This window comes from Pedobacter sp., from assembly GCF_045628745.1.
In the GTDB taxonomy this organism is placed as follows: Bacteria; Bacteroidota; Bacteroidia; order Sphingobacteriales; family Sphingobacteriaceae; genus Pedobacter.
This window is the reverse complement of sequence record NZ_JAZQPU010000010.1, coordinates 1-24,933: the sequence shown is the minus strand read 5'-3', so window position 1 is coordinate 24,933 and position 24,933 is coordinate 1. Positions and strand designations below refer to the sequence as shown.

The 24,933-nt window shown below is 39.8% G+C and carries 21 protein-coding genes and 1 riboswitch; of the genes, 10 read left to right on the top strand and 11 right to left on the bottom strand.

The features are described from left to right. On the bottom strand, positions 1 to 2,174 hold a 2,174-nt coding region (locus ACR2F7_RS00520), incomplete at its 3' end, for a TonB-dependent receptor plug domain-containing protein (RefSeq protein ID WP_432711655.1). Positions 2,175 to 2,410: 236 nt separating this feature from the next. Between ACR2F7_RS00520 and ACR2F7_RS00515 the strand changes: the two genes are divergently transcribed. Continuing rightward, complete coding sequence (locus tag ACR2F7_RS00515) at positions 2,411 to 2,998, top strand: hypothetical protein (protein WP_432711654.1); 588 nt, start codon at positions 2,411 to 2,413, stop codon at positions 2,996 to 2,998. A 333-nt stretch (positions 2,999 to 3,331) separates the two neighbouring features. Here ACR2F7_RS00515 and ACR2F7_RS00510 read toward each other — a convergent pair whose 3' ends face one another. After that, complete coding sequence (locus tag ACR2F7_RS00510; RefSeq protein ID WP_432711653.1) at positions 3,332 to 3,895, bottom strand: YqgE/AlgH family protein; 564 nt, start codon at positions 3,893 to 3,895, stop codon at positions 3,332 to 3,334. Between the two features lie 50 nt (positions 3,896 to 3,945). Between ACR2F7_RS00510 and pdxH the strand changes: the two genes are divergently transcribed. From pdxH to ACR2F7_RS00490, 4 genes are read left to right on the top strand one after another with little or no spacing between them, the layout of a single operon-like run. After that, a complete protein-coding gene (gene pdxH, locus ACR2F7_RS00505) occupies positions 3,946 to 4,596 on the top strand; it encodes a pyridoxamine 5'-phosphate oxidase (protein WP_432711652.1) in 651 nt (216 codons plus the stop codon). A 4-nt stretch (positions 4,597 to 4,600) separates the two neighbouring features. Continuing rightward, positions 4,601 to 5,488, top strand: a complete 888-nt coding sequence (locus ACR2F7_RS00500) for a 3-hydroxybutyryl-CoA dehydrogenase (protein WP_432711651.1) — start codon at positions 4,601 to 4,603, stop codon at positions 5,486 to 5,488. A gap of 30 nt (positions 5,489 to 5,518) precedes the next feature. Then, the gene (ruvB, locus tag ACR2F7_RS00495; RefSeq protein WP_432711650.1) at positions 5,519 to 6,541 is read left to right on the top strand and encodes a Holliday junction branch migration DNA helicase RuvB; all 1,023 of its coding nucleotides are present in this window, start codon (positions 5,519 to 5,521) and stop codon (positions 6,539 to 6,541) included. 39 nt (positions 6,542 to 6,580) lie between these two features. After that, the gene (locus tag ACR2F7_RS00490) at positions 6,581 to 8,095 is read left to right on the top strand and encodes a GNAT family N-acetyltransferase (RefSeq protein ID WP_432711649.1); all 1,515 of its coding nucleotides are present in this window, start codon (positions 6,581 to 6,583) and stop codon (positions 8,093 to 8,095) included. 2 nt (positions 8,096 to 8,097) lie between these two features. Here ACR2F7_RS00490 and ACR2F7_RS00485 read toward each other — a convergent pair whose 3' ends face one another. Then, positions 8,098 to 8,304 carry a hypothetical protein gene (locus tag ACR2F7_RS00485; RefSeq protein ID WP_432711648.1) on the bottom strand — a complete coding sequence of 69 codons (207 nt, stop codon included), beginning with the start codon at positions 8,302 to 8,304 and terminating at the stop codon, positions 8,098 to 8,100. Positions 8,305 to 8,384: 80 nt separating this feature from the next. Between ACR2F7_RS00485 and queG the strand changes: the two genes are divergently transcribed. After that, positions 8,385 to 9,326 (top strand): tRNA epoxyqueuosine(34) reductase QueG, encoded by a 942-nt coding sequence (queG, locus tag ACR2F7_RS00480; RefSeq protein ID WP_432711647.1) that lies wholly within the window; start codon positions 8,385 to 8,387, stop codon positions 9,324 to 9,326. Here queG and ACR2F7_RS00475 read toward each other — a convergent pair. Further along, positions 9,307 to 11,175: a M1 family metallopeptidase gene (locus tag ACR2F7_RS00475; RefSeq protein ID WP_432711646.1), complete on the bottom strand. Its 1,869-nt coding sequence runs from the start codon at positions 11,173 to 11,175 to the stop codon at positions 9,307 to 9,309. The two genes, queG and ACR2F7_RS00475, sit on opposite strands and share 20 nt — an antisense overlap. 10 nt (positions 11,176 to 11,185) lie before the next feature. After that, positions 11,186 to 12,244, bottom strand: coding sequence for an exonuclease domain-containing protein (locus ACR2F7_RS00470; protein WP_432711645.1), 1,059 nt, complete (start codon positions 12,242 to 12,244; stop codon positions 11,186 to 11,188). Positions 12,245 to 12,385: 141 nt separating this feature from the next. On the opposite strand from ACR2F7_RS00470, the gene ACR2F7_RS00465 reads away from it, so the two are divergent. Both ACR2F7_RS00465 and ACR2F7_RS00460 read left to right on the top strand, forming a co-directional pair. Beyond that, entirely contained in the window at positions 12,386 to 14,368 is a 1,983-nt protein-coding gene (locus tag ACR2F7_RS00465; protein WP_432711644.1) for a DUF3857 domain-containing protein, read from the top strand. Next, positions 14,369 to 16,285 carry a DUF3857 domain-containing transglutaminase family protein gene (locus ACR2F7_RS00460; protein ID WP_432711643.1) on the top strand — a complete coding sequence of 639 codons (1,917 nt, stop codon included), beginning with the start codon at positions 14,369 to 14,371 and terminating at the stop codon, positions 16,283 to 16,285. Here the strand turns inward: ACR2F7_RS00460 and ACR2F7_RS00455 are convergent. The 6 genes from ACR2F7_RS00455 to ACR2F7_RS00430 all read right to left on the bottom strand — a co-directional run bounded on the left by ACR2F7_RS00455 (position 16,263) and on the right by ACR2F7_RS00430 (position 22,628). Further along, positions 16,263 to 16,754, bottom strand: a complete 492-nt coding sequence (locus ACR2F7_RS00455; RefSeq protein WP_432711642.1) for a C40 family peptidase — start codon at positions 16,752 to 16,754, stop codon at positions 16,263 to 16,265. The genes ACR2F7_RS00460 and ACR2F7_RS00455 overlap by 23 nt on opposite strands. Beyond that, entirely contained in the window at positions 16,754 to 19,363 is a 2,610-nt protein-coding gene (gene mutS / locus ACR2F7_RS00450) for a DNA mismatch repair protein MutS (protein ID WP_432711641.1), read from the bottom strand. Before mutS ends, ACR2F7_RS00455 begins: the two co-directional genes overlap by 1 nt. Positions 19,364 to 19,460: 97 nt before the next feature. After that, the gene (locus ACR2F7_RS00445; RefSeq protein WP_432711640.1) at positions 19,461 to 20,186 is read right to left on the bottom strand and encodes a menaquinone biosynthetic enzyme MqnA/MqnD family protein; all 726 of its coding nucleotides are present in this window, start codon (positions 20,184 to 20,186) and stop codon (positions 19,461 to 19,463) included. Further along, a complete protein-coding gene (locus tag ACR2F7_RS00440; protein ID WP_432711639.1) occupies positions 20,183 to 20,806 on the bottom strand; it encodes a histidine phosphatase family protein in 624 nt (207 codons plus the stop codon). Before ACR2F7_RS00440 ends, ACR2F7_RS00445 begins: the two co-directional genes overlap by 4 nt. Beyond that, entirely contained in the window at positions 20,806 to 21,996 is a 1,191-nt protein-coding gene (gene mqnE, locus ACR2F7_RS00435) for an aminofutalosine synthase MqnE (protein ID WP_432711638.1), read from the bottom strand. The genes ACR2F7_RS00440 and mqnE overlap by 1 nt, the downstream gene beginning before the upstream one ends. A 137-nt stretch (positions 21,997 to 22,133) precedes the next feature. Beyond that, the gene (locus ACR2F7_RS00430; RefSeq protein WP_432711637.1) at positions 22,134 to 22,628 is read right to left on the bottom strand and encodes a hypothetical protein; all 495 of its coding nucleotides are present in this window, start codon (positions 22,626 to 22,628) and stop codon (positions 22,134 to 22,136) included. A gap of 70 nt (positions 22,629 to 22,698) precedes the next feature. On the opposite strand from ACR2F7_RS00430, the gene ACR2F7_RS00425 reads away from it, so the two are divergent. Together ACR2F7_RS00425 and ACR2F7_RS00420 are read left to right on the top strand one after the other, a co-directional pair. Then, a complete protein-coding gene (locus ACR2F7_RS00425) occupies positions 22,699 to 23,820 on the top strand; it encodes a trans-sulfuration enzyme family protein (RefSeq protein ID WP_432711636.1) in 1,122 nt (373 codons plus the stop codon). 129 nt (positions 23,821 to 23,949) lie between these two features. Beyond that, positions 23,950 to 24,062: riboswitch (SAM riboswitch) on the top strand. Positions 24,063 to 24,337: 275 nt separating this feature from the next. Next, positions 24,338 to 24,933: aminotransferase class I/II-fold pyridoxal phosphate-dependent enzyme (locus ACR2F7_RS00420; RefSeq protein WP_432711635.1), on the top strand; the 596-nt coding region annotated here is incomplete at its 3' end.

The following is a 24,933-nucleotide window of genomic DNA, read 5'->3' as shown; positions in this document are numbered from 1 at the left end:
AAATCAGCAGTGTTATAACTAAAAGCAGTGAGGTAAGGTGTTGTACCTCCACTGCCTACCCCAGAAACAGAACCCCTTAACTTGGCATAGGTAATAGCTTTAGGCAGACTAATCAATTCTGTTGGAATAAAGCTGATATTTGCAGATGGGTAAAAGAAACTCACATGATCTGTTCTTAAGGGAGTGGCCAATACACTGTTCCAATCTTTACGACCTGTTAAATCTAAATACAAATAGTTTTTAAAACTTGTTGAAAGGAGGCCATAAAAGCTATTGATCGCATATTTGGTTTTATAAGGATAGGTGGAAACAACGCCTAAAGCATTTGCAGTACTATATAAACCAGGATACATTAATGAGTCTGCACGCACCTCATCACGGTTGTATTTATTATTCAGCATACTCCCACCAGCGGAAGCAGAAACGGTGAAATCTTTATTGATTTTTTTGTTATAGCGTAATAAAAAATCGCTGCTGACCTCCTGAGAATAGATGTTTTGTGTGCGAAACATGCCTTTTGGATATTTGGAGGTATCATATGGGCGTTGTTGAGATCGTGCTTCATAACCAAAATCCATTGATGTCCTTACCTGTAAACTCAATTCTTTACTAAAATTATAGGTAGCAGCAACATTGCCGGTAATGCCCTCTCTGGTCGACTTATTCAGCATTTCATAGGATACGGCATAAGGATTTTCTGGATATGAACTAAAAGGATATTGGATACCCAGGCTTTCTTGTCCGTTTTTCCAGTAGTTTTTTAAACCAGCAACATCAGCATTTGGTTGCCAGAAAATAAACCAGTACATAATTGACTGGTTACCATAACCAGCAGAAGGTAAATTACCACTACTTTTATTGGTGTAGTTGATTTTGGAAGTGATTTGGAGTTTGTCTGTCACCTTTTGACTCACAGATAAAGCAATATTATTCCTGTCGTAGCCCGTATTTGGCAAGATCCATTTATTATGAAGGTTGGTTGCCGAAAAACGCGCAGATGTTTGAGCATTACCCCCATCTATACTGATGGAGTTGGTATAAGTTTGTCCGACATCAAAAAATTCACGTATTTTATTTTTATAGGGAACCCATGGCGTTCTTTCCGTACCTTGGGTTTGGGTTACAGGATCCCACTGAAAGAAATACTGGCCATCAAATTTTGGTCCATAGGCAGAACTGGTACCACTTGTACTTGCCCCGTCTACTGAAGTGCCATAAGAATAATGTGTTGCACCATCTAAACCCTGGCCATATTCAAACTGTAGATCTGGCCACCGGTTAATGCTTTCCATGGCTACATTAGAATTGAAGGTAATGCCCATTCCTTTTTTCTTAGCGCCGGATTTTGTGGTAATGATGATGGCACCATTGGCACCACGCTGACCATATAAAGCTGCAGCCCCTGGTCCTTTTAACACATTCAGGGATTCTATATCCTCTGGATTAATGTCATTTAATCCACTGCCATAATCTGCCGGCATGGTGTCTCCACTTGTTCCATAGGCAGATTCAGCAGCATTGGCTGTTCTTCTGCCGCTGCCCTGATTGATAACTACCCCATCAACGACTATTAAGGCTTCATTATCGCCGGTAAGGTTATTCTCCCCCCTTAAAATAATTTTGTTCGATCCTGCAGGGCCACTGTTTGATCTTACTAAATTTAAACCTGCCACCTTTCCCGATAAGGCGTCAGTCCAGTTGTTTGACACCGCATCGGTTAGCTGCTCGCCTTTAACTGTGGTTTGAGCATAACCTAATGATCTTTCCTCTCTTTTAATACCTAAAGCAGTAACTACTACTTCGTTTAATTCATTTTCATTCGGCTTTAACCGAATAACGAGCTTAGATGTCGACGAATCAAAGGCTTTTGTTAAAAGCGTATAACCAATCATATTGAAATTGATGGTCTCCCCTTTTATAACCATAACATTGAAATCGCCTTTTTCATTGGTTACACCTAATACTTTTTTTGCTGCATTTGAAATTGTGGCACCAATAAGAACCTGACCATCTTGGTCGTCCAGAATTGTACCTTTAACATTAACCGCTGTTGTTTGCTGTGCAATAATGCTCAACGGTGTACCTAAAAAAACAAACAAAAGCACACAGCAGAGGTAAAAGAGCTTTCGAACCTGTATTAAGGGTTCAAAATTAAAACAGTAGACTTTCTTCATTTCCATTCAATTTTTTAAGGATGACTATTTAACCAGAATATTTGTTGGGGGCGAAGATCATTTCTGCACGTTAATTGAAAGTTAATAGAAGAACAACAATTATATCGGAGGTAAAAAAAAGGCTTTCGTCGATTTATTCCGTTTCTCCGTCGGTAACTGGCTTGAATAAATCATTTGGAGGGATTCATGGCATTTGGATTGGACTAATGGGTACAACACACATTAATTAAAACAAAATGAAAAAATTTATATTAGCTGCATTAATCGGAGTAGCTTCGTTAACCAGCATCAGCGCACAAGCACAATTAAGTGTAAACATTAATATTGGCTCGCAGCCACAATGGGGTCCTGAAGGTTACAACTATGTGGAGTATTATTACCTGCCTGAATTAGATGTGTACTATAATGTTCCTTCTCAACAGTATGTTTATCAGAAAAACAACAAATGGGTTTGGGCTAAAAGATTGCCATCAAAATATAAAAACTACGATTTATACAATTCATACAAGGTTGTAATGAATCAAAAACAGCCTTATCTAACTCATAACACCCATGTTAATCAATACAGCCAATATAAAAATCAAAAAGGCAGACAGGTTAACATTAGAGATACTAAAGACAACAGGTATAACAATGCAAGAAACAATTCAATCAAATATGTTCAACAACCTGTTAAACAAAAAACTGTTGTAAGAGTTAATCCTGCTCAAGGAAGAGCTCAGGTAAATCAAAACAATAAACAGAATAACAATAATAGCAAAGATAAAAGACAAAGTAACAACAGCAATAATGGCAACCGTCAGCCTAGAGGAAACAGAGGCTAGTTAATACCAGTTCATTTAAAAGTTAATTCCATTTGATTTAAAAGGTTGTATCATTGATAAAATGATGCAACCTTTTTTGGTTAAAAACTATAAAACCTTTATTGATATCTGGTCTATAGCCTGCCCTATGTTAACGGTTCGCTAACACATCAATCAACTTAATAACGCAGCTTTACTGGGTTTGCTACCGGTTTGGTACCGCCAAACCGGTAGCAAACCCCTTCCATACCCGTCAAAGACCTAACGCTTATGTTCGCAAACAATAAGCCTAGGGTTAACTTAGCCTAGGCTATGGTTAAATTAAGGTTTTTGAATACAAGAAGTTCTTGAAATTTAATTCAGGTTTGGATTTTGAGGAAACTTACTTACATGTGCATATTTAGGCCCCAGGTTGATGATGACCTCGCGCCATACTTCCTGTTCATTATTGGAGAACAACACGTCAGTGTGGTATTTATCAGAAACAATCCAGGTATTTTCCTGTATTTCAGCCTTTAATTGCTCGGCACCCCACCCGGAGTAACCTACAAAAAACTTGATCTCATCAGCAGTGATGTCGTCATTATCAATCAGCACTTTTAGCGTTTCTAAATTACCACCATAATAGATCCCTGGCGCAACCTCTTCCCCATCGTTCATTTTATCATAACAACGATGAATCAGGTGTAGCGTATCCGTACCTACCGGACCTCCAAAGTAAACAGGGAAGTTGGCCTTATCCAACTCGGGCAATAAATCTGACAGCAATAAATTGCTTTTATGATTGAGCACAAAACCTAATGTGCCTGCTTCAGAATATTCAGCAATTAAAATGACTGAACGTCGAAAGTTCGGGTCATTTAAAAATGGCTCAGAAATTAACAATCTACCGGCTGTTGGTTCTAATTGGCTTAACATTTCGGAAAATTACTGATAATTTTGATTAAACTAAAACCTATTTTTGCAGTATGGATGTAACCATTGAAACTTTACAAAATTTAAGACAAGAATATCGTTCTGCAGCACTTTCTGAACACGAAGTAGATAAAAACCCAATCGTTCAATTCATGGTCTGGTTTACCGATGCCATGGAGGCTAAAACTTTTGAACCGAATGTAATGACGCTGGCAACAGCTGATCGCACAGGAAAACCCTCTGCAAGAATTGTCCTTTTAAAAGGATTTAACGAAGAAGGATTTACCTTTTACACGAACTATCAAAGTCATAAAGGCAAAGAGCTGGAAGAAAATCCACAGGCGGCACTGGTCTTTTTCTGGGCAGAGCTGGAAAGGCAAGTTCGTATTGAAGGCACAGTAACCAAAATTGATCCAGAGGTATCAGATCAGTATTTCCATTCACGCCCTTTGGGAAGCCAAATTGGCGCCATTGCTTCACCGCAAAGCAGTATCATTGAAAACCGCTATATCCTGGAAAATAAAGTTAAAGATTTAACAGAGCAGTTACAAAATAAAGCCATAGAAAGACCAGAACATTGGGGAGGCTATTTGGTAAAACCAACCCTGATTGAATTCTGGCAGGGCCGGCCAAGCAGACTTCACGACCGCATTAACTACGAACTGGTTAACGGAAATTGGAACATTAATAGATTAGCACCATAATAAAATGAAGAATATAGCAGTAATTGGCTCTGGAACAATGGGTAATGGCATTGCACATACTTTTGCGCAATTTGGCTATCAGGTAACACTGATAGATATCAATCTTGAGGCACTGGAAAGAGCCCTGCAGACCATTACAAAAAACCTTGACCGTCAGGTAACCAAAGGCACCCTTACCGAAGCACAAAAAGCTTCAACTTTGCAAAACATCAGTAAATCTACTGACCTTAAAATTGGTGTGGCCGATGCAGACCTGATTGTAGAAGCAGCGACAGAAAATTTAGCGCTTAAGCTTAAAATTTTCAGAGACCTTGATACTTACTCCAAACCTGAAGCCATTTTGGCCAGCAATACCTCCTCCATCTCCATCACGCAAATTGCCTCAGTAACTCGTCGTGGCGATAAAGTTATTGGTATGCATTTCATGAATCCTGTTCCGGTGATGAAATTGGTGGAAGTAATCCGGGGATATGATACCAGTGAAGCTACAACGAGCACTATTATGGAACTTTCTTTTGCGCTAGGTAAAGTTCCTGTGGAAGTAAATGACTACCCTGGTTTTGTGGCCAACCGTATCTTAATGCCCATGATCAATGAGGCTATTTATACTTTATTTGAAGGTGTGGCTGGTGTAAATGAAATCGACACGGTAATGAAATTAGGTATGGCACACCCTATGGGTCCGCTGCAACTGGCAGATTTTATTGGCCTTGATGTATGCCTGGCTATTTTAAATGTGCTTCACCAGGGTTTTGGAAACCCCAAATATGCCCCATGCCCTTTACTTGTTAATATGGTGATGGCAGGAAAACACGGTATAAAATCTGGCGAAGGTTTTTACAACTACAGTAAAGGCCCAAAAGAGGCTACTGTAGCAGCTAAATTTAGCTAATTTTAATTTTCATTACCTTAACTTTATAAGATGAACGATAACCTTGATGCTTCTTCGGAAAGTCTCACTCCGGTAGAACGTGAAATAGAAAAAGTGTTGCGGCCACAAAATTTTGACGATTTTACTGGTCAGGAGAAGATCATGGAAAACCTCAAAATTTTTGTGAAGGCAGCAAAATTACGTGGAGAATCTTTAGATCATGTGCTGTTGCATGGCCCCCCGGGATTAGGAAAAACAACCTTATCCCACATTATTGCCAATGAAATGAATACCGGTATTAAGATTACCTCAGGGCCTGTTTTAGACAAACCTGGTGATCTGGCCGGATTATTGACAAACCTGGATACCGGCGACATTCTTTTTATTGATGAAATACACCGTTTAAGTCCTTTGGTGGAGGAATACCTTTACTCAGCAATGGAAGACTTTAAGATTGACATTATGCTGGAGAGCGGACCAAATGCCCGTTCTGTACAACTCAATCTTAACCCTTTTACTTTAGTTGGTGCCACTACCAGGTCTGGATTATTAACTGCTCCTTTAAGGGCAAGGTTTGGTATAAACGCCCGACTGGCTTATTATGATGCTAAATTATTAACGACCATTGTGCAACGGTCATCAGAAATATTAAAAACACCCATTACAGATGAGGGCGCTTACGAAATTGCACGACGTAGTCGCGGAACACCACGTATTGCCAATGCATTATTGCGCAGAACAAGGGATTTTGCCCAAATTAAAGGCAATGGTGAAATTGATACAGACATTGCCCGTTTTGCTTTAACAGCACTGAATGTTGATGAACATGGTTTGGATGAAATGGACAATAAAATACTGTTGACCATTATTGATAAATTTAAAGGAGGTCCTGTTGGCTTAAAAACGATAGCGACAGCCGTTGGTGAAGATGAAGGCACCATTGAAGAGGTGTATGAGCCCTTCTTAATACAGGAAGGTTATCTAATGCGCACTTCCAGAGGCCGCGAAGTCACCGAGGCCGCCTACATCCATTTAAAAAGAACATACCAGTCGCAAACAGGCCGGTTGTTTTAAATATTTTCCCGGTATATCCGGAAAGCAATACCTACAAAAATGAATATAGAACTTAGAAAGTTAACATTAGAAGACTACGACGACCTTGCGGAATCCATGGCACAGGCCTATGATACCCTTGGCGGACAAATATGGGGCAAAACTACCATAGCCAAATTACTTAAAATTTTTCCTGAAGGCCAATTATGTATAGCCGTGGATGATAAAGTGGTGGCCTGCTCCTTAGCCATCATCGTTGATTATGACCAGTATGGTGACAAGCACACTTACAACATGATCACCGGCAATTATACATTTTCAACGCATGACCCTACAGGAGATGTTTTATATGGAATAGAAATTTTTGTAAGCCCGGAATATCGCGGTTTACGCCTTGGAAGAAGGTTGTATGAAGCACGTAAGGAACTTTGTGAAAGCCTGAACTTGAAAAGCATCATTGCCGGAGGTAGAATTCCCGGCTACCATGAATATGCAGAAACGTTAACACCAAGGGCTTATATTGACAAGGTAAAGGCTAAAGAAATCTTTGACCCTACCCTTACCTTCCAGATTTCCAATGACTTTCACGTGATCAAGGTACTTAAAAATTACCTTCCCGGCGACCATGAATCTAAAGATTTCGCTACTTTATTGGAGTGGAATAACATTTATTACCAGGGTATTGATGCTTCTGCTCGTTCTGCAAAGACCATTAGAATTGGCCTTGTACAATGGCAAATGCGTTTATTCCCCGACCGTGAATCTTTTTACGAGCAGGTAGAGTTCTTTGTAGACGTGGTGAGTGGCTATAAATCTGACTTTGTGATGTTTCCAGAGTTTTTCAATACACCACTTTTACAGCCTTACAATCACCTGCCAGAAATGGAAGCCATGCGCTTGTTGGCTGAACAAACCGAAGAGATTGTGGCTAAAATTCAGGAATATGCCGTTTCATATAATGTCAACGTCATTTCAGGCAGTATGCCCATCATTGATAAAGAAAATAATAAGCTTTACAATGCAACCTATTTATGCCATAGAAGTGGTAAAACTGATGAGTACCGTAAAATTCATATCACACCAAATGAACAGAAATATTACGGCATGGTGGGTGGCGACAAGATCAAAGTTTTTGATACGGATTGTGGTAAAATTGGGATTCTGATTTGCTATGATGTAGAGTTTCCAGAGTTGAGCAGAATCTATGCTGACCAAGGTATGCAGATCTTGTTTGTGCCTTTCTTAACAGATACTCAAAATGGTTATACCAGGGTGAGAAAATGTGCGGAAGCAAGAGCCATAGAAAACGAATGTTATGTAGCTATTGCAGGCTGCGTAGGTAACTTGCCGAAAGTGAATAACATGGACATACAATTTGCCCAATCTGCAGTGTTTACACCTTCAGACTTCGCTTTCCCGACCAATGCTGTGAAAGCTGAAACAACACCAAATACTGAGATGGTGCTTGTGGTGGATGTAGACTTACACCTTTTGGATGAATTACACCACTTTGGAACGGTTAAAATAATGAAAGATCGCCGTAGCGACCTTTATGAGGTTAAGTTATTAAAATAATTTTAAAACATTATCCAATATATAATAAATAAGAGGATGATAACGATGGGGATAATCCATTTCATGGCTTTACCTGCCCCGTCTTTATCATCTTCATTTACCGCCTCAGGTGATGGCCCCGGATCATTTTCATGCGCCGAATAATCATGTTCTATGGGCTTAGCGCCTTTATGCGGATCTTCTTTGTGCGACTCTATATTGTTTTCCATGATTTCTTTTAATTATGTTCTTCTACATAAACAAAAATACTTAAAGAAGGTTTTAAACCTTTGGCTTATCTTTGCTGTAGATGTTCAATAATACCGCTAAATACAGTCATTTAATTAAGGAAGAAGCCCTGCGTTTAGGCTTTATGCAATGCGGTATTGCTAAGGCTGAATTTCTCGAAGAAGAGGCCCCAAGGTTAACACAATGGCTTAAGCAACATTACCATGGCCAGATGAGTTATATGGAAAATCATTTCGACAAAAGACTTGACCCAAGGCTTTTAGTAGACAATGCTAAATCTGTGATTTCCTTAAGCTTAAACTACTACCCTGAACAACAACAGCAAGATCCCGCTGCGCCAAAAATCTCGAAGTACGCTTATGGAACTGATTACCACCAGGTCATTAAAGACAAACTCTTCCTGCTCTTACAGTTTATCCAGGAAAACATAGGTGAGGTAGCAGGCAGGGCATTCGTTGATTCTGCGCCTGTATTAGACAGGGCCTGGGCAAAAAAAGCAGGCATTGGCTGGGTAGGTAAAAACAGCAACATCATTAGTAAACAAACAGGCTCTTTCTTTTTTCTTGCAGAACTGATCGTTGACCTTGATTTAGGTTATGATCATCCTTTTACCACTGATCATTGTGGAACTTGTACTAAATGCATAGATGCTTGCCCTACAGAAGCCATTGTTGGCCCTTCCATCATTGACGCCAATAAATGTATTTCTTACCTGACTATTGAGCTCAAGGAAGAAATTCCCGGTAATTTTAAAGGGCAAATGGCTAACTGGATGTTTGGCTGTGACATCTGCCAGGATGTTTGCCCATGGAACCGATTCTCCGTGCCTCACAAAGAACCTTTATTCAATCCGCGGGAAAACCTTCTCCAAATGAAAAAAGAAGATTGGGAGGACATTACAGAAGATGTTTTTAAAGCTATATTTAAGAATTCTGCCGTTAAAAGGACTAAATTTAAAGGCTTAACGAGGAACCTGAACTTTCTTAAAAGTTCTTCACATTAAAACTATTGTCGCTGTTGTCTTTATCAGGCACATGTGCGCTTCCTAATACCACTCGCTTTATAGCTTTCATCCCATTAATTGGGATAGTTACCTTTGGCGTATTACTTTCCCAGACACCTATGGTTTCATGTATTTTGCCTGTGCTGCCATCGCTATATTGAACTAAAAGCTCTATCGGCATAGGTTTGCTGCTTTTATTTAGGATGGTCACCGCATAACCAGTCTCATTTTTATCCACTGCCGTTATAGCCAGGTCCGTTACCCCCTCCTCATAAAACCATCTTTGCCAAAACCAGTTTAGGTTTTTCCCTGAGCCTTCATTCATGCAATTGAAAAAATCTTGAGGTACAGGGTGCTTTCCCTGCCATTGAGAGATATAATGGTGTAAAGCTTTGTTAAAGAGCGAATCTCCAAGGTAATCTTTTACAAAAAGATAGCCCAACCCAGGTTTAGGATAGGAATTGGTAAATACACCAGGCCCTTGCAATTGTGTAGTAGGTGTAACAATAGGACTGTCATGCTTTGTACCAGAAGTCATTCCTGTAGGCCCAATTCCATACGTATCAACCATAGAAGGATCAATCATAGGTCCAATTAACCATTCACCAATCGTTGCCCAGCCTTCATCCATCCAGGCATATTTAGTTTCGTTGGTACCCATGTAAAAGGGAAACATGGTATGGAAAATTTCGTGTACCGTAAGCGTAATGGCATCTTCTCTTTTGGCCACTGGATTATCATTAACCATCATTGGATATTCCATTTGGTCTAAACCATCAAAAATGGTTTCGTGACTATAAGGGAAAGGCCATTTTGGAAAAACGAAACTCATGGCAGCCACGGTTTGACGGGCAAAATCAATCACCTCTACATAATCTTTGTGCGAAAGATTAAAAACAGCATCAACACGAGTTCTTCTTAGTGTTGCAGAATCAACCACAAGGCTACTTGACTTCCACACATAATGATCGCTCAGGGCAAATGCAAAATCTGTTACGTTACGTGCTTCAAAATTCCAGGTGTTTACCTTTGCCTTGGTCACACTTTTACTGTCCAGGTCTGCTTTGGTAATCACATCAACTACTTCATCGCTTGTTTCTGCCTGTCGCAGGCGTTTAACAATATCTTTCTGCAATACAGCTGAAGCATTGGTCAAATCGCCGGTTGCCCATACCACAAAGTTTTGCGGTACTGTTAACTCGGCTTTAAAGTTACAGAAGTCGTTATAAAACTCTTCCTCACCCGTATAGGCGAACTTATTCCATCCATCAATGTCATCATAAACGGCAATTCTAGGAAAGAAGTAAGCAATGAAATGAGACCCATTATTTACCTGACCAGTACGCAGATGTGAACCTTTATTTAAAATATAGCTATAGGTAACATTAACCTTTAACTTTTTACCTGGAGCCAAACCAGCAATGTTTACAGAGAGGTTGGTACCATCAGCAACTCGGGAAGCAGGCTTAATAATTTGTCCTCCAACTTCAAGTGCAGTGATCTTTACCCCTTCACCGAGATCACGGTCATTGATCTTTGCTTTACGCGAAACACCTTTTTGATAAAGGTTAGGATAGAGTTTGAACCATAATTGATGGAGTGAATCTGGGCTATTGTTGAGGTATTCAATCTCCACGCTCCCCTTTAATAACCTGGTAGCAGGATCAAAGGAGGCTTTGATGTCATAATCAGCCGTATTTTGCCAGTAATGAGGACCCGGCTTACCGCTCACAGAACGTGTGCCTTTAGTAAAAGCACTTTGAATTTCTGTTGGAACCTGCAGAACCTGCTGTGCGCTGAGTCCTGCAGATACCAACAGCAGTAAAAATGACAATTTGAGTCCTTTCATTGCAATGAAATTATTTGCCAAATTTCATTTTCAACTGTTCTAACATATCATTTGTAACCTCTACAGCAGGTTTTTCTTTCTTCGGCTGTGGTTTATTTTGTTGAGGATAAGGTTTAGGACGGAATGTTGGCTTCGGCGCTGGTTTTGCAGCTGGTGCAACTTCTTGTGTTGCCTGCGCTGCAGCTTGTACGTTTTCAGCAGGCTTTGGCGTTTCAACAACAGCTTTTGGTGCCGCTTGTTGTTTCTGCACTTTATGAAGTTCTTTCTTTTTATGCCATCTTAACCAGATTTCTTCCAGCTTTTTCTTGGTATAAAGTGGGAAATCACCTTGTTTCATCCAGGCATAATAACTTGGCTCTACATCAAACACCTGCTCTACAGTTTTGCCTTTATGTTTTCCGAAGTTAAATGTTTCTTGATTGTGCTCGTTGTAAACCATTCTTCCAGCAAAATCAACAGGTTTGTTCATGTTGGTGAAAGTATGTAAAGCATCTACATCGTTTAAAACAGGCTGACTGATTTTGCCTTGTTTATCTTCAAAATCAACATCTTTATAACGCTCTATTTGCGCCAAAAGCACATGATAGGTAGCTGTGATATCAGCTTCTGCAGAGTGCGCATTGATGATCTCTTTATTGCAATAGAATTTATAAGCCGCACGCAAAGTACGCTGTTCCATCTGGTGGAAAATATTCTGAACATCAACAAATTTTCTGTCAGCCATCTCAAAATCTACCCCAGACCTTAAAAACTCTTCCAGCAAAACAGGAATATCAAAACGGTTAGAATTATAACCTGCAAGGTCAGCATCGCCAATAAAATCAGCCAGTTCCTGTGCTACATCTTTAAAAGTAGGCGCTGTGGCCACATCTTCATCATATATTCCATGAATCAAGGATGATTGCAAAGGAATGGGCATCTGAGGATTTATTTTCAGTGTTTTAATCTCTTCCGTTCCATCAGGCATCGCTTTTAAAATAGCAATTTCTACTATACGATCAGATCCCACATTCACTCCGGTGGTTTCTAAATCAAAAAAAGCAAGCGGGCGTTTTAAATTTAATTTCATTTTAATATCTAACAATTGAAAATTCTGATCTTCTATGACCTGTTTAGTAGCAACCAAAAGTCGTAAAAATGATCCATTAATCCTTACATTATTTGTTTTAGAAACAGAAGAAAATTATATTGCCTCAACTTAACGCTCTCCATGAAATATTATTTCCTTCTGCCATTAATTATCTTTTTCTTCGGAAATTCAAGACTCAACGCCCAGGATTTTGACTTTGGCAATATTGATGCTGCTGAAGTGATGCTTCAAAAAGTAACTTTTGACAGTACTGCCAATGCTGTAGTATTGCGTGAATTTGGCACAGCCTCCATACAGGTTGACAGTGAAACTGGCCAGAGTTATATCAGTTACCTTTACCATGTAAAGCTCAAAATCTTTAATAAAGAAGGAACTAACCAGGCAAATATTCAAATTCCATTATATATTTATAGCAATGACCGTTTTGACCAAATAAGGGATTTGAAGGCCGTTACCTATAATTTTAATGAAGGCATGCTGACTAAAACAGAGTTGGATGCTAAAAAAGTGTTCAGCGAAAAGAAAAGTAAATACCTGGAACTGAAAAAGTTTACCATGCCTAATATTAAAGACGGGAGTATCATTGAATATAGTTATACAATGCAAAGACCTTATATTTTCAACTTTGTAACCTGGGAATTCCAGGCTGATATCCCCAAGTTACATAGTGAATTTATAGGTGTAATACCCCCTATATATAACTTCAACGCTTCCATCCGCGGCTTTTATAAACTTACATCTCAAAAAGGTGAAATTAGCCGTAACTGCCTTAGAATACGAGGAGTTGAACTGGATTGCTCAAAGCTGACTTATATCATGAAAGATGTTCCTGCTTTCATCGGTGAAAGTTACATGACGGCGGCATCGAATTTTAAATCAGCCATCTATTTTGAACTTTCCGATACACAATCCATCACCGGGCAGAGTTCTAAAATTACAAAAACCTGGAAAAATGTAGACTACGAGCTGACGAGCGACAGGAGGTTTGGCGGACAAATGAAACGAAAGGACCTCTTTACTCCATTGATCTCTGAAATTATTAAAGATAAAAATGATGAGCTTAGCAAGGCCAAAGCCATCTTTGGCTTTATCAAAAAAACCATTAAATGGAACCATTACCTGGGTAAATACAGTGAAAATGAAATTAAAAAGGCAATGGAACTGCATAGCGGAAACATAGGAGACATTAACCTAGCCCTGATTGCCGCGCTGAGCGCGGCAGGTCTGGATGCTGAAGCATTGGTGCTTTCAACGCGCGACAACGGTACCATCAACGATTTATATCCTGTTATTTCAGATTTTAACTATGTGGTGGCCAAAGTAAATATAGATGGCAAGAGCTATCTTTTGGATGCCTCTCAGACCTATCTGCCCTTTGGACTGCTCGCGCCCGAATGCCTCAATACTCGCGGCAGGGTCATTAACTTAAAAAAAGAATCATACTGGTATAACTTGACCGCAAGTCAAAAAGATGCCCAACATTATCATCTAGATGCCACCCTTCAAGCAAATGGAAATATAACTGGAACCATGAGTATCTTTTCCTCTGGTTACTCGGCATTAGCTAAAAGACAGCAAATTGCCGAGGCAGGAACAACGGAGCGTTATGTAGAAAAATTAGACGAGGGTATGCCCCATCTTAAAATTATCAAGCAGCAGGTGAATAACGTCGATAGTCTGGAAGAAGAACTTCAAGAGACGTATGAAATTGAAATGCTGCTAACGGATAATATGAATGTTGGCCAGTTATATTTAAACCCCTACTTCATCTATAAAATCACTAAAAACCCTTTTAACCTCAATGAACGTTTGTACCCAGTAGACTTAGGGGCACTCACTGAAAAAAGAGTAAACATTAGTTTAAAACTGCCGGCTAACTTCGTGCTACTGGATAAACCCAAAGACATTTCCCTTACTTTGCCAGAAGGACATGCTAAATATATAAACCGCATTGGTTTTGAATCCGGACAAATTAGCTTGATACAAGTATTCCAGCTCAACCAACCTGTATTTCAAGCAGATGAATACCTGACCCTGAAAGAGTTTTACAGCAGAATCATCCAACAGCAAAATACAGATATTATTCTTAAAAAGGTTTTATAAATGAGCAGAATCATCATTATACTGTTTCTTGTATTGCTCATGCAACAGACAAACGCTCAGGTTGTTTACACAGCAGCAAACATTCCTGTTTCCTTAAAACAAAATGCAAATGCAGTCATCAGAAAGATGGAGACCACTGTAGATATGAAATCGACGGATCAGGTGTTGATTTCGGTAAAAAAAGTCATTACGGTATTAAATAAAAATGGAGAAGGTGATGCCTCAATACAACTTTTTTACAATAAAAACGCCATCATCAAAAACATCAAAGGCGAAATTTATGACGCTGAGGGTAAGCTATTTTCAAAAATAAAACTCAGCAGTTTTACCGATGAAAGTGCAGTGAGCAGATATTCTCTATTTGAAGACGACCGGATCAAATATTTTCAACCCCAAATGATTGATTTCCCTTATACCGTGGTTTATGAATATGAGGTCAAAAACCTGCAAAACCTGTTGATCCCAGACTGGTATATCAACCCTGATGCCGAAGTTGCTGTTGAATCCACACACTACCAGTTTATTTGTAAACCTGAAGACCAGGTGAACATTCAGGCTTTTCATTTTCCAGAAAAAGCTGTAGAAAAAAAAGAGGAGAAGCAAATGAGTTATACTTGGGAGGCTTTAAACCTTCCTGCATTCCGTGATGAGCCCTTTGCACTACCCTACTACCTTAACTTACCCCATATTAAAATAGCACCAGTAAAATTTAGTTATTACAACTCAAAAGGAGAATATAGTAACTGGAAAGAATTAGGCAAATGGATTTACGACAGCCTGCTTCAATCAAGGCAAGAGCTCAATCCTGCTACCGTTGATCGGATGAAGGAATTAGTAAAAGACGCGACCAACCCCGTTGAAAAAGCTAAGCTTATTTACCAATACATGCAAAAGAAAACACGCTATATAAGTGTACAGGTTGGCATAGGTGGCTTTCAACCCACGCAGGCTGCAGAGGTAGATCAATTAGGTTATGGCGATTGCAAAGCGCTGGTTAATTACATGCAAAGTTTATTAAAAGCGGTAGATATTCCCTCTTATTATTGCATTGTCAATGCTGGAAGTACCAAAAGAAGTCTTGACCCTAATTTTGCCAGCATGAACCAGGCAAACCATGTCATCCTCTGCATTCCCTTTGCAAGCGACACCACATGGCTCGAGTGTACCAGTCAGACGGCCCCCTTTGGCTATCTTGGCGATTTTACCGACGATAGAAATGTTTTGGCTTGTACCTCCACTGGTGGTATAATACTGCGCACGCCTGAATTAAAAACCAGCCAAAATGTAACCAGTAGAAAAGCAAAACTTTATTTAGATGGGGATGGCAGCATAAAAGGAAAAATGACCACCTTATTTAAAGGTTCCAAATTTGATGAGCGCGAAGGCCTAAGAACAGCATCAAAAACAGATCAGCTTAAATCGCTGAAAGAAATTTACGCCATAGACAACGTTGATTTCAGTAATTTAAACTTCAGTCAGCACCAAAAGGCGGAGCCTGAAACAGTTGAAAACTGTGATTTAACCATCAAAAACTATGCTTCTAAAACGCAGAACAGGGTTTATTTAACCCTGAATCTCTTTAATAAAAAAAATAGCATTCCTGAGGTAATCAATAGAAAGCAAGCGCTGTATTTGAACCGAGGCTACCAGGACATAGATGAATACCAATTTTTCCTACCTGAAGGCTTTGTGCTGGAAGCGAAACCTAATGATGTGTTGATTAAAAATGAATATGGCACTTACGAGTTGAAGACTACACTTATCAATAAGGTATTAACTTACAGCAGAAAATTCACACTCATGAATGGCACTTTAGCACCTTCACATTATGCAGCTTTCGTGAACTTTATCAGCCAGGTAAACCGAAATGACCAGGGGAAAGTAGTTTTTAACCTTACTTCACTGGTCCAGCCTTAACCAATGCCTGTTGAAAAGCCTGTATTTTTAAGTTATCTACCACTACCCCTCGGTTTGTAGAGGCATGAACAAAGAAATCATCGTTGAGGTAAATGCCTACATGATCTACCTCTTTTCCACCAAAGGAAAAAAAGATAAGATCTCCTTCTTTGAGTTGCGACATGTTTTTAGGTTGAATAACTTCAGATTGATCCCTTGATCTTCGAGGTATGTCTACACCATAGATTTTCTTGTTCAACAGTAACGCAAAGCCAGAACAATCTATGCCTTTTTTATCTAAACCACCCAATTTATACTGAACACCAGACCAATCAGTAATGAAATTATAGAGAGACCTGTTTTTTAATCCCGCCATGGCATCTGCTGCCGCCGCTGCTGTTGCTGGTCGTGCTGCATACTTCTTGGTTCCACATGCTGTTAAAACTGTGCACAGCACCATCACCATCCATAATTTCTTCGCTATTGCCATTATTGTTTAATTACACGTTGAATTTCATCCAGTTTCAGCAAAGCTTCTACGGGTGTTAATACATTAACGTCAAGGTTATTCAGCATATCCCTTATTTTAACTAGCACAGGATCCTCTATGGCGAACATGTGCAGCTGGTAAGCTTGGTTTTGAACCTTTTTAATGCTGTCTTTAATGCTCTGCCCTTCGGTACGGTCTAATTCTAGTTTCTTTAAAATCTCATTAGCCCTTGAAATCAGCTTCGGTGGCATCCCTGCCATTTTTGCCACATGAATACCAAAGCTGTGTTCACTTCCGCCAGGAACTAATTTACGCAGAAAAATGATTCTGTTCCCTACTTCTTTGATAGATACATTAAAATTTTTAATGCGACTCATAGTATTTGCAAGTTCATTCAATTCATGGTAATGAGTCGCAAATAAAGTTTTAGGTCTTGCCGTGGGATGGGTATGCAGGAATTCTGCAATAGACCAGGCAATGGAGATACCATCATAAGTGCTGGTACCCCGGCCAATCTCATCCAACAGGATCAAACTATGTTCAGAAATATTATTCAGGATACTGGCCGTTTCGTTCATCTCTACCATAAAGGTACTCTCCCCAGAAGATAAATTGTCTGAGGCACCAACACGTGTAAAAATCTTGTCGACCAAGCTAATGGTGGCCGATTTTGCCGGCACAAAACTTCCCATCTGTGCCATCAGTACAATTAAGCCGGTTTGCCTTAATATGGCCGACTTACCCGACATATTTGGCCCCGTGATGATGATGATTTGCTGGCTGTCATTGTCAAGGAAAACATCATTGGTAATGTACTCCTCACCTGTAGTAAGTCGCTTTTCTATGACAGGATGGCGCCCCCCTTTAATGTCTAAAACCTTACCTTCATTCAGGATAGGCTGCACATAATGATTCTTGACTGCAAGACGCGAAAAGCATAACAGAACATCCAGTTGTGCAAGCAGATAAGCATTGAGTTGTATAGGTTTAATATAGGTAGCCACCTGGTACATAAGCTCATTATACAAGCGAATTTCTATTTGCTGAATCTTTTCTTCAGCACCCAGAATCTGCTCTTCATATTCTTTAAGCTCCGGTGTAATATAACGCTCAGCATTAACCAAAGTTTGTTTCCTCAGCCAGTCTGCCGGTACTTTATCTTTATGTGTATGGGTAACTTCAAGGTAATAGCCAAACACATTGTTAAAAGCTATTTTCAACGATGGAATTCCTGTAGCCAGGGCTTCTCTTTTCTGAATCTCAACCAGGTAATCTTTGCCATGGAAAGAGATCTTTCTTAAACGGTCAAGTTCATCATCAATGCCATCCGCAATAACGTTTCCTTTAATCAACAAGGCCGGCGGATCAGCAAAAAGTTCACGCTCCAGTTTTTCACGAATCGATAAACAAGGGTTCAGCTGGTCGGCAATGATGGATAGAAATGGGTTATTTGACTGATGGGTTAGCTTTTTAATTTCTTCAATATGGTACAGTGACTTTTTCAACTGGCACAATTCCCTGGGACCAACTTTCTGTAAGCCTACCTTAGAAATTAACCTTTCAAGGTCGCCAATTTGTTTGATATGAACCAAAAGCTCATTGACAAGGTCCTCTTGCTGAACCAGAAAAGCAACAACACCCTGGCGCTCCTGAATAGGCTTTAACTCTTTCAGCGGCATAATGATCCACTTGTGCAACATGCGTGCCCCCATTGGTGTGCAGGTTTCATCAAGCACATCAAATAATGTTACCGCATTATCGTGCGGAGAACTTACCAACTCCAGGTTTCTGATGGTGAAACGATCGAGCCACATAAAACGCTCTTCTTCTAGTCTGGAAAGTGCACTAATGTGTTTTAAGTTGCGGTGTTCTGTTTCATTTAAATAATGAAGCACCACACCAGCAGCTATAATACCTGTTTGTAATTTGTCTACGCCAAAGCCCTTTAAAGAGCTTACCTCAAAATGTTTATTTAAAGTCTCATTGGCATAGTCGGCGGTAAAAGCCCAATCATCGAGGGTGAAAGTATAAAACTTATCGCCAAAAAGCTCCAGGAATTCTTTCCTTTTACTTTTTTGGAAGACTACTTCTGTAGGTTTAAAGCCTTGCAGCACTTTATCAATATATTCTGCATTGCCCTGTGCCACTAAAAATTCACCTGTAGAAATATCCAACAGGGAAACGCCATAGATATTTTTATCAAAGGCAACAGCAGCAAGGTAATTGTTAGATTTTTGGCTAAGGATATTGTCATTGTAGGCAACGCCAGGTGTAACTAACTCTGTTACTCCTCTTTTGACGATGGTTTTGGTAGTTTTAGGATCTTCCAGCTGGTCGCAGATGGCCACTCTTTGACCGGCACGAACCAATTTAGAGAGGTAAGTCTCCAATGAATGGTGCGGGAAACCAGCAAGCTCAATATGACCGCCAGGGCCATTTCCACGCCGCGTTAAAACAATTCCTAATATTTGAGAGGTTTTAATGGCATCTTCTCCGAATGTCTCATAAAAATCTCCTACTCTAAACAATAATAATGCACCGGGGTACTTTACCTTTATGGTATTGTACTGTTGCATTAATGGTGTTTCCTTACTCTTTTCCTTGGCCAAAATGATTCTATTTACAAAATCGTAAATATACTACCTTCATTCGTAGGCTGTGTGTTTTGTGGAAAATTTTAATATTTAAAATGGAATAAAAAGGCTATTACAGCCGTTCGATGTAAGATAAGAACAAATCCATCGCTTGTTTTTTCTCTGCCGTCAGCTCAAAGTTCAATTTATTCATCAGGTAATCTTCCATATCAAAACGTTCAAATTCTGGAAGCTCCTTCAACAACTCCTTTCGGTGATCCAATCCAAACAGTAAAGCTTCATTAAATTCAGCAATAAAATCTTCAGGGATTGCTTTATTGGCTATCCATGCGGCATAAAGAAAAGGTAAACCTGTAAATTTCATCCACTCTTCACCAAGGTCGTATGCATAGGCATATTGGTCTTTTTTACCAAAGGTCCTGTCGCCAATTAATACAATGGCATCTGTCTCCGCATCAATATCCGTCGTTAGGGCAATTTGCTGTTTCCAGTAAAATTTCATTAGTACCTGGGACAAATGATTTGATGTTCGCGAGTGACTATCAAGGCGCAAAGATTTAATTTCCTCCACTGGCACCTTACTGAATATAAAAACAGAATTTACGGCACCAATAGAGCCAATGCAATAACCACCAATCAGTTGACCATTAGGTACCAATGGAAATGCAGCAACAGGCATTAAACCCATATCAACCTGTCCATCAATAACTTTGGCAGCGCAATCTGTAGGAATATCTAAGCTTAAATCTATTTTATCAAGAATTTGAGAATGTTCAATACCATAGATAAATGGTTTGGTATTGATATAAGAAACGGCAGATATTTTTATTTTGTTCAAGATGTTGTAACTTTTAAATGATCGGTATTGTTAAAGGTTTTGATAACGAACCTATCGACTGAAAATTCAAGCTTATAGAGGGTGGTATTTTTATGGGGAAATTTAACCATGGCACACATGGGCTTGCGAGTCAAAAGACATAAAAGCAAACGAATGGCTCTACCATGCATGCAGATCAATACGGTGTGTTCATCTTGATGACTCATCACCACATCCATTGCAGCTAAAAGCCTTACAGCAACTTCCCTGGGGCTTTCGCCACCAATGGATTTGGCATCATAATCCCGGGACTGCCATTTCTCCAATAAATTGCGGAAGAAGAGTAAAGATTCTGCCGTGCTGGCCTTTCCTTCCCATTCTCCCCAGGCTAATTCATCAAAGCCACTTAATTGTTGCCATGGAATGCCGGCTTCAATAAAGCCCTTAACCGTTTGATGGGTTCTTTTTAAAGTAGATGTATATATTTTATCGAATTTAACGGTTTTATAATACGCATAAAAAGCAGCAGCCTGTGCCCTGCCAGTATCATTTAAGTCACTGTCAATGCCTCGCCCCTGCACAATGCCATGTTTATTTAATTCCGTTTCACCGTGCCGTAAAATATATAAAATCTTCTCCATTAATTGATTACAGGAAGCTTGTAGTACTTAGGTTTCTCTTCATTACCAAAAAGCACATCAGTATAATCAGTAACTACGTTATACAGCGTATCCCTTTCTATAGGTTTACGGTTAACCTGTTTAATTAATTCAACCAGTTCCTGGGTGCTCATACCCGGTGTTTGTTCTTCGGCACCGGCCATAGAGTAGATTTTTGTGGTATCGTCTAGCGTACCATCAATGTCATCTACACCAAAATTAAGCGACAACTGTGCCGTCTGGCGACTAATCATTGCCCAATAAGCTTTGATATGGTCGAAATTGTCAAGGTAAATTCTGGCAATGGCATAATTACGTAAATCTTCGATAACAGAAACTTCCGGCACATGGTCCATCTGGTTATTTTGATTTCTGAATTTCAAGGGAATGAAAGCCTGGAAACCATGCGTTTTATCCTGCAGCTGACGGAGGCGTTCCATATGGTCAACCCGGTGCCAGAATTCTTCAATATGTCCGTATAACATGGTCGCATTACTGCGCATGCCTAAAAGGTGCGCCTGTTCATGGATATCAAGCCATTGTTCGGCATTGCATTTATCATGAGCAATCTTCTCCCTTACTTCAGGGTGAAAAATCTCTGCACCACCACCGGGCATAGAATCTAAACCAGCTTCCTTCAGGTATTTCATCCCTTCGTAATGCGTCAGTTTAGCTTTTTTGAAAATATAATAATATTCTACAGGCGTTAAAGCCTTGATGTGTAATTCTGGTCGGTGTGCTTTGGTACGGCGGAAGAAATCAGCGTAAAAATCCAGGTTTTGTTTGGGCACTACACCCCCTGTCACATGAACTTCCGTAACTGGTTCGTTATCATATTTCTTTAAAGCATCCATCATGCCGTCAACACTCATTTCCCAGCCTTCGTCTTTCTGTTTAATTAAGCGGGAGTAAGAGCAAAATTTGCAGTCGTAAACGCAAACATTTGTTGGTTCGATATGAAAGTTACGGTTAAAGAAGGTCTGATCGCCATGTTTTTCCTCGCGGATGTAGTTGGCCAGCACACCTAAATAACCCAGTTCAGCATGTTCATATAAATAAACACCTTCATCAAAAGTTATTCTTTCTTTGTTTTGAACCTTTTGGGCAATCGCTTTTAAAGGTTGCGCTAAATTAGAGTCGTTCAAAAGCAAAGTCAATGTTGTAGTGTCCATATTTATATCAAGATGATAGCAAAGTAACAAAAAAATGAGTTAATCATTGTTTTTGTAAAGTAAAAGAAAAATCATGGCCATAAAAAAGGGGGCCATTCCAAGCCCCCTTTTTACCTAAACCAAACTTACTAACTAAACTATTTCGTAGCCTTAGAATAATTAAGGACAACATAAGCTGTTGAACTACCGTATTCTATAGGGGATTTTAAAATTAAATTGTCACCTGACGCAGAAGAAAGCACCAATCTGTAACCAGTATCTACATTTTTAGCTTTATCACCTTCATATAACTTTTTGAATTGGAAAGTTTCATCACCAGTACTTACCGACCAGAAAATACTTTGCGTTCCAGCAGCACATTCATTGCCACCTAATAAAGTATAACTTCCATTTCCACTATTTGTTAAATTCCAGGTACTACCAATAAAGCACTTGTAAGAAGCCTCTCCAAATAAATTCTTCACCGCTATAGCAGGTATGCCTTCAAAGGTTACATTGTTTAACACCCAGGTGCCACTCACGTTTCCTCTTTTAAGGCTTGCCGATCCGCTGCCGCTTTTGGTGGTGGAGCAACTCTGCAAAACCATTAATGAACTGCAAAAAATGGCTGCTATAAATAATATTCTTTTCATATACTTGTATTTAGATTTTGCAATACATAAATCTTGCCAAAAAATTAAAATCATTGATAAATTAACTATTATGAAAACAGAGACCATTGCAATCCATAGTGGAAACATCATTTTAAGTGCTACGGGTGATGTTACCCCTGCAATAAGTCTGTCTACAACCTTTACCCGTAACGAGGAAGGTGGGTATACCGGCGGGCATATGTATAGCAGGGTAAGCAACCCTAATAGAAATGCATTGGAAACTGTACTCGCTGCGCTGGAAAAGGGTGAAGAAGCCTGCGCTTTTTCTTCTGGAAATACCGCTGGCATGACCCTATTTCAGGCCTTAGACCCTGGTAGTCATATTATTGCACCAGACGATATGTATTGGGGTTTTAAGAAACAATTGCAGTTTATTTTTAAAGACACCTTAACGATTGATTTTATAGACTTAACTGATGCGACAGCGATTGAAGCGCACATCAAGCCAAATACGGTGATGATTTGGGTAGAGACTCCTTCTAATCCGCTGTTAAAAATTACTGACCTGACTGCCATTTCTGCCATTTGCAAAAAACACCAGCTGATGTTGGCCTGCGACAGCACTTTTGCTTCGCCATGTTTACAAAATCCTATTGCTTTAGGTGCCGATGTGGTGATGCATTCCACAACAAAATATATAGGCGGACATAGTGACGTGCTTGGGGGTGCCTTAATTACAGCTAAAAAGGATGCCTTCTGGGAAAAAATCAGAAATATACAACAGATTGGCGGCGCTGTGTCTGCGCCTTTTGATTGTTTTCTGCTACTCAGGAGCATCAAAACTTTAGCTTACCGCATGCGAGGCCATTGTGCTAACGGCATGGCCCTGGCTCAATTTTTAGAGAAACATCCACAGGTTGAGGCCGTTTATTACCCAGGCCTGCCTTCTCATCCACAACATGAAATTGCGAAACAGCAGATGAGTGATTTTGGAGGCATGTTATCTATTTTAGTTAAAGGCGGTGCTGAGGAAGCCAGTAAAGTAGTGAACAAAGTGGAGCTATTTGCACAGGCAACCAGCCTTGGTGGTGTAGAAAGCTTAATTGAGCACCGTGCATCCGTAGAAGGCCCGGATACCAAGACCCCGCAAAACCTGATTAGAATTTCTGCAGGACTGGAACATATTGATGACCTGATTGCTGATCTTGACCAGGCCCTTCGCGCAAGCTAGCCTAATATAATTGTATACAGGGGGTAGAAATTTAAATTATTCAGAATTAAATTTTGTATTTAATTTTTATTCCCTACATTTGCTTCATCAACAAACAAAGTTGATCAAGTCATCACTCTTTCAGTGTTTGATTTATTAAGAAGTGGCGAGAGACAGGCTCCCTGACCCACTGGCAACCCTCCCGACAGGAAGAAGGTGCCAATTCCTGACCAGATAACAGGTGTTATATGGAGAAATAAATTGAATAAAAATGAACCTAAGAAACCATCAAATCCGCTTTAGCGAAACTATCCAAGCTCTAGCACCTTTACGTGCGCTTATTTTAAGCTATTCTCCTTTCCGTTGTTGCTATCAGCCTGCAGTTTGTATGTGCTGCTGCATAAGCCAGAATTAAAATTCTTCCTTTTTGTAAACCTCAAACTGGAAGGCCTTCCTAAAGAAGGTACGCCTTTTTTCTAGTAGGCTTTACCCTTGTAAAGCTTAAAAACAACAATTGATAACTTAACCTTGAAATAAAATGTCAGCTCCTTATAAATTCGAAACCTTACAACTTCACGCCGGACAAGAAATTGACCCAACAACAGGATCACGTGCCGTTCCTATTTACCAAACCACTTCTTATGGTTTTAAAAATGCAGAACATGGCGCCAATCTTTTTGCTTTAAAAGAATTTGGCAATATCTATACCCGCATCATGAACCCCACAACGGATGTTTTTGAAAAACGGATAGCGGCCCTTGAAGGTGGTGTTGCAGCCCTTGCAGTAGCTTCGGGCCAGGCAGCACAATTTATTGCCCTTAACAATATCCTTGAAGCTGGCGACAACTTTGTCTCTTCTTCACATCTTTATGGTGGAAGCTACAACCAATTTAAAGTATCCTTTAAACGCCTGGGCATTGAAGTGCGTTTTGCAGATGTTGATCAGCCCGACGATTTTATACCGCTAATTGACGGAAAAACCAAGGCCATCTTTTTAGAAACCGTAGGTAACCCATCTTTCAGCATACCTGATTTTGAGCGTATTGCCGCTATTGCCAACCAACATGACCTTCCCTTGATCGTTGATAACACCTTTGGTGCTGCTGGTTACCTGTTCAGACCCTTAGAACATGG

Excerpts from the sequence above, each read along its gene's own strand:
- ACR2F7_RS00460 (WP_432711643.1), top strand. The coding sequence starts at position 14,369 with ATGAGCAGAATCATCATTATACTGTTTCTTGTATTGCTCATGCAACAG.
- mqnE (WP_432711638.1), bottom strand. The coding sequence starts at position 21,996 with ATGGACACTACAACATTGACTTTGCTTTTGAACGACTCTAATTTAGCG.
- ACR2F7_RS00490 (WP_432711649.1), top strand. The coding sequence starts at position 6,581 with ATGAATATAGAACTTAGAAAGTTAACATTAGAAGACTACGACGACCTT.
- ACR2F7_RS00425 (WP_432711636.1), top strand. The coding sequence starts at position 22,699 with ATGAAAACAGAGACCATTGCAATCCATAGTGGAAACATCATTTTAAGT.
- queG (WP_432711647.1), top strand. The coding sequence starts at position 8,385 with ATGTTCAATAATACCGCTAAATACAGTCATTTAATTAAGGAAGAAGCC.
- ACR2F7_RS00515 (WP_432711654.1), top strand. The coding sequence starts at position 2,411 with ATGAAAAAATTTATATTAGCTGCATTAATCGGAGTAGCTTCGTTAACC.
- ACR2F7_RS00510 (WP_432711653.1), bottom strand. The coding sequence starts at position 3,895 with ATGTTAAGCCAATTAGAACCAACAGCCGGTAGATTGTTAATTTCTGAG.
- ACR2F7_RS00470 (WP_432711645.1), bottom strand. The coding sequence starts at position 12,244 with ATGAAATTAAATTTAAAACGCCCGCTTGCTTTTTTTGATTTAGAAACC.
- ACR2F7_RS00485 (WP_432711648.1), bottom strand. The coding sequence starts at position 8,304 with ATGGAAAACAATATAGAGTCGCACAAAGAAGATCCGCATAAAGGCGCT.
- ACR2F7_RS00475 (WP_432711646.1), bottom strand. The coding sequence starts at position 11,175 with ATGAAAGGACTCAAATTGTCATTTTTACTGCTGTTGGTATCTGCAGGA.
- ACR2F7_RS00465 (WP_432711644.1), top strand. The coding sequence starts at position 12,386 with ATGAAATATTATTTCCTTCTGCCATTAATTATCTTTTTCTTCGGAAAT.
- ruvB (WP_432711650.1), top strand. The coding sequence starts at position 5,519 with ATGAACGATAACCTTGATGCTTCTTCGGAAAGTCTCACTCCGGTAGAA.
- ACR2F7_RS00430 (WP_432711637.1), bottom strand. The coding sequence starts at position 22,628 with ATGAAAAGAATATTATTTATAGCAGCCATTTTTTGCAGTTCATTAATG.
- ACR2F7_RS00455 (WP_432711642.1), bottom strand. The coding sequence starts at position 16,754 with ATGGCAATAGCGAAGAAATTATGGATGGTGATGGTGCTGTGCACAGTT.
- pdxH (WP_432711652.1), top strand. The coding sequence starts at position 3,946 with ATGGATGTAACCATTGAAACTTTACAAAATTTAAGACAAGAATATCGT.
- ACR2F7_RS00440 (WP_432711639.1), bottom strand. The coding sequence starts at position 20,806 with ATGGAGAAGATTTTATATATTTTACGGCACGGTGAAACGGAATTAAAT.
- ACR2F7_RS00500 (WP_432711651.1), top strand. The coding sequence starts at position 4,601 with ATGAAGAATATAGCAGTAATTGGCTCTGGAACAATGGGTAATGGCATT.